Origin of the sequence: Hymenobacter latericoloratus (genome assembly GCF_014199535.1) — a bacterium.
GTDB classification, from domain to species: Bacteria; Bacteroidota; Bacteroidia; order Cytophagales; family Hymenobacteraceae; genus Hymenobacter; species Hymenobacter latericoloratus.
In genome coordinates this window covers 227,696-243,839 of sequence record NZ_JACHNV010000004.1, presented here as the reverse complement: position 1 = coordinate 243,839, position 16,144 = coordinate 227,696, and the positions used below count along the sequence as shown (strand labels likewise).

Genomic DNA, 16,144 nt, shown 5'->3' with positions numbered 1-16,144 from the left:
CTCTCCCTTCATTAGAACAGCGGAGTTGTTAGCCTACCGCTTCAACGCCTTCCCCACTACCTCCTTCCACACTGCATAACCTGCCGGAGTCATGTGCAGACTGTCCGCGACGTAGAACTGCGGCTGCGGCTTACCGTTTGCTCCCAGCAAGGGGGTAGCCGTGTCCACGAAGCGCAGGCGTTTCGGGTGCTGCCCAATGTACTCCCGAATCAGGCGGTTGGCTTCCTGCACTTGCGGGTACAGTGCCCAGCGCGAGGGGCTGGGCTTGATGGCCAGAAACACCACCGGCACCTTGGGCAGCTTCTGCTGCATCAGCCGCTCGAAGTCCCGGAACGATTGGAACACTTCCTGCGGGGTAGCGCCGGAGCCGATGTCATTATCGCCCTCGTAGAGCACCACTTGGCGCGGCCGGTAGGCGGCCACCAGTTGGTCAAAGAAATACAGAGCATCGGGGAAGCGGGAGCCACCGAAGCCGCGGTTAAGCACCGGCCGGCCGGGAAAGTCCTGCCGGAGCGTTTCCCACTTTCGGATGGAGGAGCTGCCGTAGAACAGCACCGGCCGCCGGGGCGGGGGCGTGAGGCTGTCCTGGCGGGCAAAGGCGCGCAGCTCCGGAGCCCACTGGGCGGGGTTGATGGCTTGGGCGAAGCTAGGATGGGCAGCCCCCGCAAGCACCAGGAGAAGCGCGCTGGTATATACCCGGCGCCAAACAGAGTAGAGCATAGCGAAAAAATAAGACGACTGCAGTAAGGTAACCCGCCGTAAGCAAACTGCCCGCAATGGGGGGCGTAGCCGCCGCATGGGGCGGCTACCAGCCTCAGCAGGTAGGCCGGTGCCCTCCTCCACTTTTGCCTTAGTATCGATAAGTCTAGGTTAAGTTGAATATATTCGGCACCATATGCTTTTAACCTGAGCAGTAGGCCAGAGGATTTAAAAAATTTTAGCCCTTTTTGCTACCCCTGCTCCCTTTCTGTGGCTTAGGGCAAACCTCTGGCTGGCATGTGAGTATGTAGTTTGATATTTTCATACTCAATCAGTACGACAAGCGGTAAAATACCCCTGTTGATTTTCACTTTATGAAGAAAACCCTACCCAAGCTTTTTCTTTTCTGGCTGTTCTGGTGCCTTCCCCTGCTAACGCTGGCTGGTGTGGAGCAAGCCACTCCCCTGAATGGCCAGTGGAAGGGCCCGCTCAAGGTTCCGGGCGGCCAGCTTACCCTGATTATCACCCTGGTGCCGCTTTCCAACGGCAGCTACTACGCGGCCCTGGATGCGCCCCAGCAGCGCATCAACCGCATGCCGGCTGAGGTTACCCTCAAGGGTTCCGATATTACCATCAGCATTGAGCAGGCCGGTAGCAAGTTCGTGGGCAAAGTGAAGGATGGAGGTGCTACTTTCCAGGGAAACTGGACCCAGCCCGGCCTGACAGCTCCCCTCACGCTTACCCGCATGAAAGCTACGCCGCAACCGGTAGCCACGGGCAAGCCTCGCCTCACCCCCCCCTACCGCGAGGAGGAAGTAAAATTCCTGAATACCCAGGCCAATATTGCGCTGGCCGGCACCCTCACCATTCCGGCGGGCCCTGGCCCCTTCCCGGCCGTGGTGCTGCTCTCCGACAACGGCCCCCAGAACCGCGACGTGGAGCAACAGGACTACCGCATGTTCGGGTCCCTGGCCGACCACCTGACGCGCCGCGGCATTGCCGTACTGCGCTTCGATGACCGGGGCGTGGGCAAATCGCAGGGCAACCACTTCACAGCTACTACCGCCGATCTGGTGAGCGATGCGCAGGCAGCCATGGTGTACCTGCGGGCCAAACCTCTTGTCGACCAACGGTACATTGGCCTGGTGGGCCACGGCGAAGGGGGCAACGTAGCCCTGCTGGCCGCCGCCGAGCAGCAGCCGGCCACGCCGGCCTTCGTTGTATCAATGTCGGGCTACGGTGTGCCAGGGCGCGATGTTATCATGCGCCAGCAAATGGAGATTATGCGCCTGATCGGCTCCAACCCGGCCCAAGTGAAGGCGGCCCTGGAGCTGCACAAGGAAATGGTGGAAATCATCCGGCAGACACCCAACGACAACCAGGCCCGCGGCAAGGTAGCCGCTACCCTGCGCTTCAACAACACCGACCTGGACCCCCACATGGCCCGCGCCCGCGCCGTGCAGCTCACCTCGCCCTGGTCGCGCTACTTCCTCGATTTCGACCCGACCCGCACCCTAGGCACCGTGAAGTGCCCGGTACTGCTGCTGGGCGGCGGCAACGACCTGCAAGTGGACCCGGCCCAGAACATCGCCCCCCTGAAAAAGGGCCTGAAAAGCGCCTCCGTTGAGTCGCAGAAACTGGCCGGCGTCAACCACTGGTACCAACCCGAAATGAAGGACTGGCCCCTGGTGAATGGGGAGCAGCAGCCCGTTTTCTCGCCGAAAGCTCTGGCTACTGTCCGGGAGTGGATCTTCGATAATACCGAGCGGCCCCGGCCCCTGCCTACCTCTGCCCCCGATGCCAAATCCGCGACTTCCTCGGCCAAAGGGGCCCGGAAAACACCCAAAACTGCCCAGGCCAGCCGTTAGCCGTGCTGTTTCTTGGTTGAAAGCGCCGAAGCTGAGCTTCGGCGCTTTTGTTTTTTCCTACCCCGGAACCTGGCTGCACCGTTTAGGTTTGTATCCTGTATGCTGGCTCTGCGCACTGATTTACACGACATCCTCTCATTTGGCATGCTGAGCCGGCATACGCTCGACATTCTGCGGCACAAGCACGGCGTCAGTGAAGGTGAGCTGTTTTCGGCCCTGATGCAAACCCTGCGGGAGCAGCGCACGGCTCAGGCTGGTAAACCCGCGGCCGGTCCGCGCCCGGGAGCCGGGCCCTTGGTGTGCGGGCCGGAGGAGCATATCTGTCGGCACTGCGGTGAGATTTTGCGAAAGAAGGATGCCATGAAGCACCTGTGGCAGGCGCATGATCTGGTGGTGCGCCATGCCCCCGAAGCGCACTACAGCACCGATGTGCGGCTGGCAGCTCTCTACCAGGAGGCGCGCGCCGCCGGCACCGATCCGCAGGCCCTGGTAGCGGCCTGGACGGCCGCTGAGCAATTCGGGGAGCAGTTTGCCAGCGTCCGGGGACCGGGCGTACGGCGCTATTTAGTGAAACGCCGCGGCTACACGATGCTGATGGTAGGCAGTACCTCCCTCAACAGCACCTACCAGCGCCAGGACCTCAACCGCGACAGTCAGCGTCACGGATTTACCCGCTGTTTGCGAGGTACTTTTTTGGTGGTGCCTATGCGCACGTAACGGGTCGTTTGAAATGAGCAGAAATTGTGTATAAGCCACTACTTATCCACACACTTATCCACATTCTATAGAATACCCTGGGTCAGATCCTGTTTTCTGTATCTAATGCGGCGGCGGCTGCGTAGGAAATTCACTTCCCATAGCTGCTGTATATGACTTTTTTTCGCTCGTTTCTTTGTGTTGCATCCGGCTTGTATTTGCTAACGGCCTGCCAGGGTCGGGAGCAGGCGTACGGCACCGGTTCCGAAAACCCGGCGGCTGACAAGGACGCCGGAGCTGCCACCCTACCCCTGGCCGGCGTGTACGCCGATACCGTGCCCTGCAACGACTGCCAGGGCATTGCCACCCGCTTAACCCTTAAGCCCGACAGCCTGTACGAACTGCAGGAAACTTACCTCGGACGCCCCTCGCCCACCAACTACCGTCGGGGGCCGTGGCGGGTACGCGGGCAGGTAGTAACCCTGGAGCCCAGCGGCAACGACCCTGTGCGTCGCTACCGCGTGGAGGCTGGCCAGGCACTGCTCCTGCTGGATGCTACTGGCAAGCCCATGCAAGATGACGGGCAGGATTACACCCTTAACTTTACAACCGATGGCAACCTGAGTGAGGCCGGCGTCCGGCGCGAGTTCACGGGCAAATACACCTTCCAGCCCAATGCCGCTACATTCATTGAGTGCGGTACGGAGAAGCGCTACCTTCTGGCCGCCTCCGGCGCCGGGCCCGAGCTGGAGCGCCGCTATGCCACTACCCGCAAAGACTCCGGGCAGCCGGTATTTGTGCGCGTACGGGCTACCCTGCAGGGCGGCAGCGGCGGCACAGAAGCCCTGGCGGTGGAGAAAATTCTGGAAATGAAGCCCGACGCCATTTGCCCGCAGGCTCAGAAGCAGGCCTTCCAGCAGTAGCGCTTCGCTGGTTTGCCTTCAGAAACCACACCGGCCCGCAGCACATTGGTTCTGCGGGCCGGTGTGGTTTTCCGTAGCCGGGCAGTGTGCATCAGGCCTCTTGCTTGGCCGGCGTCATGTCCAGCTTGCGCAGCTTATCGGCCAGTACTGCCGTGAGCCCTACCACCCCCAGGGTCATGAAGCCGCCAAATACCACCGAGTTGACCACGCCCAGCAGCCGCGCCGCCACCCCCGACTCAAAGGAGCCGATTTCGTTGGATGACCCAATAAAGATGTTGTTCACGGCTGATACGCGGCCTTTCATGTGCTCCGGCGTGAAGGTGTGCAGCAGCGTAGAGCGCACAATCACCGATACCGAGTCGAAGGCCCCGGTCAGGAACAGCAGGAACAGTGACAGCTCGTAGCTATCAGACAGGGCAAACAGGATGGTAGCTACCCCGAAGCCGGCTACGGCCCAGAGGAGCTTGCGGCCTGCGTGCCGGCGCAGCGGGAAATACGTCAGCAGCGCGGCCATCAGCACCGACCCAATAGCCGGCGCCGACTCTAGGTGACCCAGGCCCGCGGCTCCTACTTTCAGGATGTCCACCGCAAAAACCGGTAGCAAGGCCACCGCCCCACCGAACAGCACCGCAAACAGATCGAGGGAAAGCGCAGCCAGCACCAGCTGGTTGCCCCAGATAAAGCGCAGCCCGCTCAGGATGCTTTCCTGCAAGCCCGGCTTTTCGCCCTCCAGCGCAGGCAGGGGCCGCGAGGCAATAGCGGCAAACTGCCCCAGCGCCACCAGCAGCAACACTGCCGCCACCATGTAGGAATTGGCTACCCCCCAGGTGATGAGGTAGCCGCCAATGGCTGGCCCCAGCACCGCTGCGGCCTGGTAGGTAGTGCTGTTCCAGGTAACGGCATTAGCCAGCCGCTCCCGGTCGGGCAGCAGCTGGGGCATAAAGGAAAACAAGGCCGGCCCCAGGAAGCCACGCGCAATACCACTCACAAAAATCACGAGGTAGAGCGGCCATGTGTAGAAGGCCTGGCGGGAAAGCAGGGGTAGCCCCGCGGGCGAGGCCAGCAGCGCCAGCGCCAGGGCGCACAGCCCGAGTACCGCCACCGTAACCACAATAATGTTTTTGCGCCGCACGGAGTCGGCAACGTGCCCGGCGTAGAGCGATACGCTAATACTGGGAATGGCCTCGGCCAGCCCAATCAGGCCCAGGGCCAGCGGGTCGTTTGTCAGGCGGAAAATCTGCCAGCCCACCACCAGCCCCTGGATTCGGGTGGCAATGGTCAGGCAAATGCGGGCCGATACCAGCCGGCGGAAATCAGGAATCCGCAGGGCCGCGTAGGGGTCATGCGTTGGAGTAGAGGAAGCAGACATAGAGGGGCAATGCCGGAAACGCGCAGCCCGGCAAAGGTAACCGCTGCCAGCGGGTTGGGTAGCCCGGCGGCCGTACTTTTACATCTCCGCCGGGCCCTGCGTACGCAAGCCCTTTTGCCTTCGTTACCGTATGCAGGTAAAAGCGTTTCTTCTGATCGGCTCTCTAAGCATCCGTAGCGCGGGCCTGGTTGCCCCAACCCGGCCCGCAACGCATCCGCCGTTGGCTTTCAGCGTTTTTTTCATCCCATGCCAGCTTCCGTTTCCGCTTCCGCCCCCGATTTTGTTGAGTTTCACCGCCGCGACGAGTTGGGCGTGCTGGTAGTGCGCTGGCCCCGGCCGGTTTCGCCCCTTGAGCTGCAGCAGAGCTACACAGCCGCTCTGGCGGCCGCCCGGCCTACCCGCACGCGCTTTTGGCTGGTGGACCTGCGCCACCGCGGCCCGGCCAGCGAAGACGACACGCAGTGGGTGCTGTCGGAGTTTGTACCACAGGCCTTTAAGCAGCTGAAAGGGCGCGTGTACTGGGCCTTTCTGGTACCGGCCGCCCAGCTCAGCCCCGAAGAGCAGCAGACCGGCTCCCCCATGGTGATGCATGATATGGCCCACGTGCGGCTGTTCGGGACGGAAGAGGGCGCCCTGCACTGGCTGGCCGGCCGCCAGCACCACGACAGTGCCTGACCCCTCCGGAACCGGAGCGCCGCAGCCACAACAAACACTCATACGTATGCGCCTATACGTTCTGCGTTCTACCCTTTCCCAGCTGCTTTTCTATGTCTTTTCCCCTGATACTTATTCGTTCTTTGGCGGTTGTAGCTTTCCTGGGCACAACTGGCGCCGAGGCCGTAGCCCAGACCAAAGTCAAAACTGCCACCGCTACGCCGGCCCCGCTGAAAGATGGTGCCTTCCGGCGCAATGGCAAAGTGTACCGGCTGCAGGCCGGCAAAGCTTCGCCCCTTACTGCCTCGCTGCGGTTCAGTAACGGCTCTACGCTGCTGACCAGTGGCACGCTGGTAGCTAAAAACGGCGCCCGCCAGCTCTTGGGCGAAGGCAAGGCCGTGAACATGCAGGGCGAGGTAGTTATCTACCGCGACGACATGATGAGTGCCCAGGCCATTGAGCGCCACGATGAGGTCACGACCGGCGCTAAACCTACCGTGGTGGAAATTCCGGTAACAACCAACTTGGCCGCCCTCGGGGCGGAACTGCAGCGCACCAACCAGCGCCTGGAGCAGCTTCGGCAGCTAACGGATCTGCTGGCCGAGCGCGCAACGGCACTGGCGACGGGCACTACCCCCTCTCCTGCCTCCGGGCAGCGGCTTCAGGCCCTGAGCCAGCAACTCAGACCCTAACGCACAATTCTGCGTTGTACTTGCTCTGGAAACCGAAGTTCTTCTTACCTTAAAGAAGCTTCGGTTTTCTGGTTTTAAGGCGCTGCCAGTCAGGGCACCATACTGGTGCATACCAAATTTTAGATATTATATATTTTGGTTTCGAATTAGTTATAAAAAATTTTGGCCTCAACTGGCTTCGGCCATTGTGTTTGGGCTGGCGGTTTTCTACATTTGATTTTACTGGGTTCTTCACCTCCCCCTTACCTTCCAGATTTTCACCGGCAACTGCACTCTATGGCCTGAAGCTCTACGTTCCCTAACTCTCGTAGTCTTTATGGAAACCATGCAGCCGAGCGATTCCGCTCTTATTTCGCTCTACATCGCCGGCCAGGAAGAGGCCTTTGCTCAGTTGCTTGAGCGGCACAAAGCCCGTGTGTTCACCACCATCATGCTGATTGTGCGCGACGAAGACGTGGCCGAGGACCTATTGCAGGATACCTTCATCAAGGCCATTCATACCATGAAGAGTGGCCGCTATAATGAGGAAGGTAAATTCTCGTCCTGGATTTGCCGGATTGCGCACAATCTGGCCATTGACTGCTTCCGGCGCGAAAAACGCAGTCCTTTATTGAACCTTGATACAACAAGTCATGCGTTCAACTCGTTGTCGTTGGCAGAAGAAGGTGCTGAAGCTGCGCTGACGCGGGAAGAAACCCACGCGCGGCTTCGGGAGCTGATTCAGGAGCTGCCCGCGGCGCAGAAAGAAGTCCTGATCATGCGCCACTACGGCGACATGAGCTTTCAGGAAATTGCCGATGCAACGGGGGTCAGCATTAATACAGCGCTGGGGCGGATGCGCTACGCGCTGATTAACCTGCGGAAAAAGATGGCCGCGCAACCCGTTTTCTATGATCAAAACCTTTACCCACGAGAAACTGCTCCGGTACGTGTACAACGAATTGCCGGCTAATGAACAGCAGGAAATAGAGCAGGCCTTGGTGCACGATGCCGACCTGGCCGCTACCTGCGCCGATTTGCTCCTGGCCCAACGGGCCCTCAATGGAGCCCGGCGTACGCCAAGTAAGCGCACCACCGATGCCATTCTGCAGTACTCCCGCACCTTTCTCAAGGCCGGGTAAGTAGTTTCCGAGGGGAAAGAAATACGTCCTTGCGCGGGCCGGCTGATAACGGCTTACCCGCGCAAGGATCTTTTTTTGCCTGTACTTTGCAGCGCACTTCACCTTTGCCGTATGCGTAAGCCGGAGCGGTTCCGCCTTTTCCTGGACTATTTCACCACCAACTTTCCGGAGCCGAAAACGGAATTGGTGTACTCTAACCCCTATGAGCTGATTGTGGCGGTAGTGCTGAGCGCCCAGTGCACCGACAAGCGCGTCAATCAGATTATGCCCGCTCTGCTGGAGCAGTTCCCGACGCCCGCCCACCTGGCTGCCGCCTCCGCCGAAGAGATATTTCCCTTCATCCGCAGCGTTTCCTACCCCAATAACAAGGCCAAGCACCTTGCGGGCCTTGGCCGCCTGCTGGTGCAGGAGTTTGGGGGCGAGGTACCGAGCAACATAGAGGAGTTGCAGCGCTTGCCGGGGGTAGGCCGCAAAACGGCCAACGTGGTGGTATCTGTGATTTATAACCAGCCCGCCATGGCCGTGGATACCCACGTCTTTCGGGTATCGCACCGGCTCGGGCTGGTGCCGCGCACGGCTACTACCCCCCTCGCCGTGGAGAAGGAACTGGTACGTTATATACCGCAGGAGCTGGTGCCCAAGGCCCACCACTGGCTGATTCTGCACGGGCGCTACATCTGCGTGGCGCGCCAGCCCAAATGCAGTATCTGCCCGTTGAAAAGCTGGTGCAAGTACTACACCAATGTAGTGGCTAAACAGGCACTTACCCCCGATAAAAAGCCCGTAAGACGCACTGTAGGCCATTCATTACCGGGCAAAGGCACAACTTAGTATATAAGTAGTATTAGCAGGTTTATGGCCTGTGGTAGCTCGGCATCTATCGTGCGGCTTGCTCCAGAACCTGTTGCATTACAGCGGCAATGCTACGCCGATCAAACTCATGTATAGCCACTTGCTGGCCGGCTGCTCCGGCAGCGCGTAGCTGCTCCGGGTTGCTCAGTACATCAGCTAGCAGTGCCGCCAGCGCCGTGGGCTCACCAGCCGGAGTAAACCAGCCGCAACCATGCCGCTCCACTAATTCCTTGGTCCAGCCCCGATTGGTAACAATAACCGGGGTTCCTACGGCCAGGCTGTCGTAGAGCTTGGCCGGCGAGTTGGCATCCAGCACCGGCAGCCCCAGAAAGGAAACCACCGCTACGTCGGCCAGCCGAAACCACGTAAATACCGCGTGGCGCGGCTGGGGTGGTATCAGCCGGATAGCCGGGCAACGGGCCGCGGCAGCTTGCAGCAAAGGCTCGTCGTAACCGTGGCCCATAAACAGCCAGGTAACGGCGGGGTGCCGCGCGGCCAGCAGTTCGGCGGCCGCTACCAGGGTAGGCATATCGTTGGCGCGCCCAAAGGTGCCGGCGTATAGAATTACCTGGCGGCCTGCCAGGCCCTGCTGCTGACGGAGGGCCGCTACGGCCGCATCGGTAGCGGCGGCGGCTAAGTCCAGGTCGGTGCCGTTGAGGGAGGTAGTTAGCTTTTCGGGCGGTATGCCCAGGCCCTGCACGTAGGCCGTCATATCCGGGGAGAGGGGCAGAATATGGCGGGCTGACTGGTAGAGGCTCTTTTCTAGGGCATACAATCCGCGCCGGGCTACCCCATTCGGTACTGCACCCATGGCAACTGGAAAAGCCGGCCACAAGTCCTGCACCTCAAACACCCACGGCACCCGCCGCATGCGGGCCACTTGGGCTGCCGCCCAGGCGGCCGTGAGGGGCGTGCTGATGCCCCAGATAACATCGGGCTTCTCGATGCGAAGGCCCTCGCGCAGGGCATAGGCGGCATATTGCCCAAAAGACAGGGCCCGGCGGGCTACCCCCATTTTGTTTTCATACGGTACCGCCGCCGCCCGCATTTCTACCCCCTCAGGCAGCCACGGAAATGCCTGGGTCAGGCGTTGCGTTTCCCAAGTGCGGGTGGTAATGAGGGTAATCCGGTGCTTCCGGGCCATCTGCGCCAGCAACGAGTAGTGCCGACTGGTAGCGGGGCAGTCGGGGTTGGTGTGGTACTGGCTGAAGACGGCAATGTGCATGACTAGCTGAGGCGGCCCCGGTTCTGCTTGGGCCGGTAGCGCGACTCGTTCAGAATGCGCTGGGCATTTTTCTCGGCCATCAGCTGCTTGAGCGTTACGTTGGGGTGCTCAGCCATGTATTTGCGCACAATCTGCCAGCCAATCCAGGCCCCCACCCTGCCCGGGCACGTCTTATCAATTTCCGGGATGTTGGGCCGCTCCCCGATATACTTCTGAATGGTGAAAGGAGCCGTGTTGTAGAGCAGATTTTTATCAATAAAGTGAGCCCAGATTTTGCCCTCGTTAAAGCTTACCCCGGCCATTTCTTTGGCGGTGTAGCCCATAATCAGTGAGTCGGCGGTGCAGGGCAGCACTTTTTCGGCGAAGTACAGCGCCTTACCGAACTGCACTATCTCGCCCAGCATGGTTTGGTTGGTGAGCTGCTTCTGGTTGTACTTGCTGCTGATGGCCAGCGCCAGGGCGGGCAGCATGTGCTCCTTGGTGTAGCGGCGCTGAATGTAGCTTGGTACGTTAGGCAGGTAGGCTGCCTTGGGGCCCACGAAGAAGTCGGTACTGATGACCAGCAGGCTGTCATTCACGAACAAATCCTGGCTGAGTCCGCTCACGAAGGTTTTTACCGGCGGCACCCGGAAATCGGGGAAGTAGTAGCGGATGTGCTGGAACAGCGACTGCAGCTGTTGCTGCAACTGCTCCGTCCGGAAAGTGGTATCGGCCTGGGCACCCAGCTTCTGCAAGCCCGGATTGGTGGCCAAGCGGGCCAGCGTAGTATTCAGCACCTCGCCGGGGTACTGGTTGCTTTGCAGAAATTGCCGCGCGAACAACCCGTGCGCTTTGATGAACTGACCGGCAGTGGCGGGGTTCTTAATTTGAAAAAACGGCTTTTCTAGGCGCTCCAGCGCCACCGGCGCCGACACCTTGGCTACGGCCGGGTCCAGTTCACAGCTTTCTTGGCCGCGACTACAGGCGACCAGACCCAGCCCGGCCACCGTTACGGCCGCCAGCCAGGCCCGCATACGGGCAGGAATGTGCATCACGCTTTTATCTTTAAGGCGAAATTAGCCAAAACGGAACGGCCAACCGCCGTGGCTTCGTGTTTCCCCTATCTGTAATTCCGTCCTTGCCATGAAAAAAGTTCTGCTTTCCCTGCTGCTCAGCGGCGCTACCCTGGGCGTAGCCTCCGCTCAGGTTGAAATTGGACTGAAGGTTTCGCCTTCTGTCACGCACCTACGGGCTGGCTCCCTGGAAAACGGGCTGCAAAACGAGAAGTCCAAGCTGGGTATCGGCGGCGGCATCATTGTCGATTACTTTTTCGGTGAAAATTACGCCTTCGGCACGGGCCTGGAGCTGACGGGCAAGGGGGGCACCATCAGCTACTTCGACCCCGCTCTGAACCGGCGCGAGCAGCAGAAAATCGGGTTGCAGTACCTGCAGGTTCCGGTTACGGTGAAGCTGTTTACCAACGACATTGCCACCGACACCAAGCTGTATTTCCAGCTGGGCGGCTCGTTGAACGCGGCTATTGCCGGGCGCATTAGCGGTGAGAAATACTACACCGACCCCGCCACGCAGGAAAAAACCAAAGCCGCCAAGCACGTTATCATCCCCGATGTAGGGCTGCGGGCCGGTTTTGGGGTAGAGCGCCAGCTGGGCAAGAGCACCCGCGTACTGGTCGGCCTGAGCTACCACCGTGGCCTGCTCAACATCGACAACTATTTCGAGGATGAGCGGGACTTCAAGGAAGTAGAGTTGAAAAACAGCGAGTTTGCCCTCGATTTAGGCATGAAATTCTAGCTTGCCCTTTCCAGATAAAGCCAGGGCCCGCGTACTTATGGTAGGCGGGCCCTGGCTTTCAGCTTAATCCCGAATCGGGCGGTAACTCCCGGGGTAGCTCCTGTAGGGCCTGCCGGAGCTTTGCCACTACCTGCGCTACCGCAGCCTGGCTGGCAGCAGTAGCCGGCTCCCTATTGGGCGAAGGCTGCTCCAGCTCTTGCAGGGCCATCCCTACCCCCTGAATGCCCAGCGACTCTACCCCTGGCCTGATGTGATGGATGATGGCCGCCACCTGCGCCCAGTCCTGGGCGGCTGCGGCGGCCTCTAGCTGAGCCAAGCTGGCGGGTACGCTTCCCAGGAAGGAGCGAATAATTTTAGTTACGAAAGCGTCGCGGCCGTGCGCCAGGCCCCGTAGGCGCGTCAGGTCGTAGCTGGCTTGGGCAGCTGGGGTAAGGCTGGCAGCTGGCTGTAGCAACGCTTCCAGGTGCTGGTACAGGTCGGCTTCCTCGAAGGGCTTAGTCAGGCAGGCGTTCATGCCGGCGGCCAGGTAGCGGGCGTTATCCGCCCGGAAGGCATTGGCCGTCAGGGCCAGAATAGGCACATTCGCGCGGGCCGGGTCGGGTAGCTGCCGGATGAGGGCCGTGGCTTCCAGCCCGCTCATGCCCGGCATCTGAATATCCATCAGCACCGCGTCGTAGAGGCAGTGCCTGATCATTTCCAGCCCTACCTGCCCGTTTTCGGCCTCATCTACTTCCACTCCCCATTCCTCCAGCAGCATCCGCGCCACGTCGCGATTTACTTCGTTATCTTCTACCAGCAGCACCCGGCGGCCCCGTAGCACCCCGGTATCAAAGGCGGAAGGCGTTAGCTCAGCGGCTACGGCCGGGGTGCGCGGCAGCGTCAGGACAAACCGGAACGTGCTACCCTTGCCAACCTCACTCTCTACCGTCAGCACACCGCCCAGCTGCTCCACAATAGCCCGCGAGATGCTCAGGCCCAGCCCCGTGCCCCCAAACCGCCGCGTAGTATCGGCGTAGGCCTGCGTGAAGCCCTCGAAAATGCGGGCCTGCTGCTCCGCCGGAATCCCGATGCCCGAATCCGACACCACAAACTCCACCGTAAGCGTATCGGCATCAGACTTCAGCTGGCGGCTGAGAACCGTGATATGGCCGCCGGGTTCGGTAAATTTGATGGCATTGGCCACCAGGTTAATCATGACCTGATTGATGCGGTACGGGTCGCCGGTAACCCAGGGCAACGGGCAGGAGTCCCGGAGCGGAGTTGCGGCCACGGTGAGGCCTTTTTCCACGGCCTGCAGCACCAACGGCTGCAGGGCTTCGGCCAGCGAGTTGCAGAGGTTGAACGGAATTTGCTCAAACTCCAGCTTACCGGAGGTAATCTTGGCCATGTCGAGCACATCATTGATAATGCTGAGCAGGTGCTGCCCGGAGCTACGGATAATGCCAACCAGGTCCTGCTGCCGGGCATCAAGGCGCGTTTTGGCGAGTTGTCCGGCCATGCCCAGCACTCCGTTCATGGGCGTCCGGATTTCGTGGCTCATGTTGGCCAGGAAGTTTTCCCGGGCCCGCAGGGCCGCCTCCGCCTCATCTTTCGCCTGGTTCAGCTCTTGCTCTACCAGAATGCGCTTCGTGATGTTGACCAAGTAAAGATTGGCATACCCTTCCGTAGCGAAGGGCGCGACAAAGGCCGTATAGAAATTTTCGCCCACCGGTATGTCCACCTGCCAGGGCTGGCTGTGGGCCAGAGCGGTAGCAGCCAGCCGCTGGGTTTTCGTCAGCAGCCGGCTCTGGTCCGTTTCGGCCAGGGATTGAAACAGGGCGTTGGCCGCCGGATTGGTGTACAGCAGTTGCCCGGTTGCGTCTAGTCGAAAAATCGGATTGGGGTTTTGGCCCGGAATACTGGCCACGGCCCGTAGCTGCACTGTCGCCCGGTGGTATTCCGTTACGTCGCGCAGACGAATTAGCACGTTTACCGCGGCATCAGCACTAGCCTGGAGCGGCATAAAGTCGCGCTCCAGCACGCGGCCATCCAGCAGCTCTACCGGGTCACTGAAAACTGGTTCTCCCTTTTGCCGCCTGCTGCGCACCTGCTGTTCAAAGGCAGCCGGATCAACGGTCAGCTCCATCAGCACAGCAGCCAGCTCCTGCCACGCCCGCCCCAACCAGTAGGAAGCTGGCTCCTCAATGTCCCATAACGCACAGAACTGGTCATTCACGAAGGCAATCCGCCCGGTTTCATCCGTCAGCAGAATGCCTTCCTGCAGATGATTCAGCAGCTGGTCCAGGCGGCCGGCAATGCCATGTGCCCGGTCAGAAACCTCCTGTAGTGCCGCCTCCAGCTCCTGAATACGCAGGTGGGCCTGCTCCAGACTCAGGGGGGTAGCAGCTGACGCGGAGGGTATCTTGTTCATAGCAGAGAAAATAGAGCCCACCCGAAAGTACTAGCATCCTCGCCCAACGGTTCCAAAGTCTGGCTGAATAGCCTGTTTCGCCTAGCCAATGCGTAGTTCGAGCAAGTGAATAGCGCAGTTGCTCAGGCGGGGACGCATTTTACCCCCTGCTCCTGCAAAAAAGCCCGTGCTACCAGGGGTAACACGGGCTTTTCTTCTATCAGGAGGAGTTTTCTCGCAGAAAAAATCCGTTAGTCAGTTATTTCCAATTCCCGGTCCTGCAACCGGCTCATGGCCGCCGCGGCCGAGTGCAGCTCGATTTCCTCGCCGTGCTCGTCCTCAATGCGGTACTCGGTGAGGCCCAGACTCGTGTCCTTCATCACCTTTACCCACTTGTAATACTTCAGGTACCACTTCATCTGCCGGCTTACCAACCCTTTGGTATAGTAGGCATGCAGGAAGGGGTGCACGTAAAGCGTAATACCCGACTGGTTTTGGGCTACCAGCAGGTCGTCAATGCTGTTGTCGATTTCGTCCGTCACGAGGATGGAAGCCGAAATCTTGCCCGTGCCACCGCAGGTAGGGCACACCTCGCCGGTAACAATGGCTTCGGCCGGCCGCACGCGCTGCCGGGTAATCTGAAGCAGGCCAAACTTGGTAATGGGCAGGATGGTGTAGCGGGCCTTATCCTGTTTCATGATGCTGTGCACCGCGTCTTCCACCTTTTTCCGGCTCTCGCCCGACTTCATATCAATGAAATCGACGACGATGATGCCGCCCATGTCGCGCAGCCGGAGCTGGCGGGCTACCTCCCGGGCGGCCGCGAGGTTCACGTGCAGGGCCGTGGCCTCCTGGTCGCCTTCCTGGTTGCTCTTGTTGCCGGAGTTCACGTCGATGACGTGCAGGGCCTCCGTATGCTCAATAACGAGGTAACCACCCCCGGGCACCGTCACGGTTTTGCCAAACAGCGTTTTCAGCTGCTTCTCAATGCCGTGCTGCTCAAAGATTTTCACTTTGCCGGTGTGCAGCTTCAGCAGGCCCAGCTTATCGGGCGCAATCTGCTGCAGGTAGCTGCGCATCTCCTCGTACATCGGCGTCGAGTCCACGGTAATGGCATCGAACGACTCATTGAGCATGTCGCGCAGCATGGAGCTTGTGCGGCCCAGCTCGCCCAGTACCTTGTCGTTGGGCTTGCCCGTGCGCAGGTTCTGGAAGAGGGTTTCCCACTTGCTCACCATGCTTTGCATATCCTTGTCGAGTTCAGCCACCTCGCGGCCCTCGGCCACGGTGCGGATAATCACGCCAAAGTTGTCGGGCTTGATGGAGGCAATGAGCCGCTTGAGCCGCTCCCGCTCCGTCTTGCTGACAATCTTTTTGGATACGCTGATGGTATTCGAAAACGGAACCAGCACCAGGTAGCGGCCGGCCATGGAAATATCCGTGGACAGACGCGGGCCTTTGGTGGAAATCGGCTCCTTTACAATCTGAACCAGCAGCTGCTGGCCCTTCTTGAGCGTGTTGTCGATTTTACCGACTTTGTCGAGCGTCCCGTCAAACTGGAAGGTTTTCAGGGGCCCAACGGGTATTTTCTGCGATTGTACGCCTTTGCCCCACTTCACCAGGGAAGGAAAATTCTCCCCCAGGTCGCCGTAGTGCAGAAAAGCATCTTTTTGGTACCCGATGTCAATGAACGCGGCGTTCAGACCGGGCATAACTTTCTTGACCGTGCCCAGGAAAATGTCACCTACTGAATAAGCGGTGTCGTTGCGGTCGAAATGATATTCGATGAGCCGCTTGTCCTGTAGCAGGGCAATCCGTTCTCCGTCCTGAGTAGAATTAATGATTAATTCGTTACTCAATGGATT

Annotated in this window: 15 protein-coding genes; 9 read left to right on the top strand and 6 right to left on the bottom strand. The window is 59.9% G+C overall.

The genetic code is table 11. From position 1 onward, the window contains the following. Positions 1–33: 33 nt before the first annotated feature. Entirely contained in the window at positions 34–720 is a 687-nt protein-coding gene (locus GGU46_RS15525; RefSeq protein WP_183404477.1) for an SGNH/GDSL hydrolase family protein, read from the bottom strand. A 353-nt stretch (positions 721–1,073) separates the two neighbouring features. Between GGU46_RS15525 and GGU46_RS15520 the strand changes: the two genes are divergently transcribed. The 3 genes from GGU46_RS15520 to GGU46_RS15510 all read left to right on the top strand — a co-directional run bounded on the left by GGU46_RS15520 (position 1,074) and on the right by GGU46_RS15510 (position 4,186). Then, the gene (locus tag GGU46_RS15520) at positions 1,074–2,567 is read left to right on the top strand and encodes an alpha/beta hydrolase family protein (protein ID WP_183404476.1); all 1,494 of its coding nucleotides are present in this window, start codon (positions 1,074–1,076) and stop codon (positions 2,565–2,567) included. A gap of 99 nt (positions 2,568–2,666) precedes the next feature. Further along, a complete protein-coding gene (locus GGU46_RS15515; protein ID WP_183404475.1) occupies positions 2,667–3,284 on the top strand; it encodes a hypothetical protein in 618 nt (205 codons plus the stop codon). A 152-nt stretch (positions 3,285–3,436) separates the two neighbouring features. Continuing rightward, positions 3,437–4,186 carry a copper resistance protein NlpE N-terminal domain-containing protein gene (locus GGU46_RS15510; RefSeq protein WP_183404474.1) on the top strand — a complete coding sequence of 250 codons (750 nt, stop codon included), beginning with the start codon at positions 3,437–3,439 and terminating at the stop codon, positions 4,184–4,186. A 91-nt stretch (positions 4,187–4,277) separates the two neighbouring features. On the opposite strand, the gene GGU46_RS15505 is transcribed toward GGU46_RS15510, so the two are convergent. Further along, positions 4,278–5,555: an MFS transporter gene (locus GGU46_RS15505; protein ID WP_183404473.1), complete on the bottom strand. Its 1,278-nt coding sequence runs from the start codon at positions 5,553–5,555 to the stop codon at positions 4,278–4,280. Between the two features lie 246 nt (positions 5,556–5,801). Here GGU46_RS15505 and GGU46_RS15500 point away from each other — a divergent pair, with 246 nt between their 5' ends. The 5 genes from GGU46_RS15500 (at position 5,802) to nth (ending at position 8,853) form a co-directional block, all read left to right on the top strand. Beyond that, entirely contained in the window at positions 5,802–6,230 is a 429-nt protein-coding gene (locus tag GGU46_RS15500) for a hypothetical protein (protein ID WP_183404472.1), read from the top strand. 92 nt (positions 6,231–6,322) lie between these two features. Beyond that, the gene (locus GGU46_RS15495) at positions 6,323–6,901 is read left to right on the top strand and encodes a DUF6799 domain-containing protein (protein WP_183404471.1); all 579 of its coding nucleotides are present in this window, start codon (positions 6,323–6,325) and stop codon (positions 6,899–6,901) included. A 316-nt stretch (positions 6,902–7,217) separates the two neighbouring features. Continuing rightward, a complete protein-coding gene (locus tag GGU46_RS15490; RefSeq protein WP_183404470.1) occupies positions 7,218–7,853 on the top strand; it encodes an RNA polymerase sigma factor in 636 nt (211 codons plus the stop codon). Beyond that, positions 7,792–8,022, top strand: a complete 231-nt coding sequence (locus GGU46_RS15485) for a hypothetical protein (RefSeq protein ID WP_183404469.1) — start codon at positions 7,792–7,794, stop codon at positions 8,020–8,022. Before GGU46_RS15490 ends, GGU46_RS15485 begins: the two co-directional genes overlap by 62 nt. A 111-nt stretch (positions 8,023–8,133) precedes the next feature. Further along, a complete protein-coding gene (gene nth, locus GGU46_RS15480) occupies positions 8,134–8,853 on the top strand; it encodes an endonuclease III (RefSeq protein WP_183404468.1) in 720 nt (239 codons plus the stop codon). 46 nt (positions 8,854–8,899) lie between these two features. Here nth and GGU46_RS15475 read toward each other — a convergent pair whose 3' ends face one another. Both GGU46_RS15475 and gldB read right to left on the bottom strand, forming a co-directional pair. Then, positions 8,900–10,099 (bottom strand): glycosyltransferase family 4 protein, encoded by a 1,200-nt coding sequence (locus GGU46_RS15475; protein WP_183404467.1) that lies wholly within the window; start codon positions 10,097–10,099, stop codon positions 8,900–8,902. Positions 10,100–10,101: 2 nt separating this feature from the next. Then, on the bottom strand, positions 10,102–11,130 hold the full coding sequence (gene gldB, locus GGU46_RS15470) for a gliding motility lipoprotein GldB (protein ID WP_183404466.1): 1,029 nt from the start codon (positions 11,128–11,130) through the stop codon (positions 10,102–10,104). 91 nt (positions 11,131–11,221) lie between these two features. Between gldB and GGU46_RS15465 the strand changes: the two genes are divergently transcribed. Next, the gene (locus GGU46_RS15465; protein WP_183404465.1) at positions 11,222–11,890 is read left to right on the top strand and encodes a porin family protein; all 669 of its coding nucleotides are present in this window, start codon (positions 11,222–11,224) and stop codon (positions 11,888–11,890) included. 58 nt (positions 11,891–11,948) lie between these two features. On the opposite strand, the gene GGU46_RS15460 is transcribed toward GGU46_RS15465, so the two are convergent. Together GGU46_RS15460 and GGU46_RS15455 are read right to left on the bottom strand one after the other, a co-directional pair. Next, entirely contained in the window at positions 11,949–14,300 is a 2,352-nt protein-coding gene (locus tag GGU46_RS15460) for a hybrid sensor histidine kinase/response regulator (protein WP_183404464.1), read from the bottom strand. A 230-nt stretch (positions 14,301–14,530) separates the two neighbouring features. Beyond that, positions 14,531–16,138 carry an Rne/Rng family ribonuclease gene (locus GGU46_RS15455; RefSeq protein WP_183404463.1) on the bottom strand — a complete coding sequence of 536 codons (1,608 nt, stop codon included), beginning with the start codon at positions 16,136–16,138 and terminating at the stop codon, positions 14,531–14,533. Between the last annotated feature and the right edge of the window lie 6 nt (positions 16,139–16,144).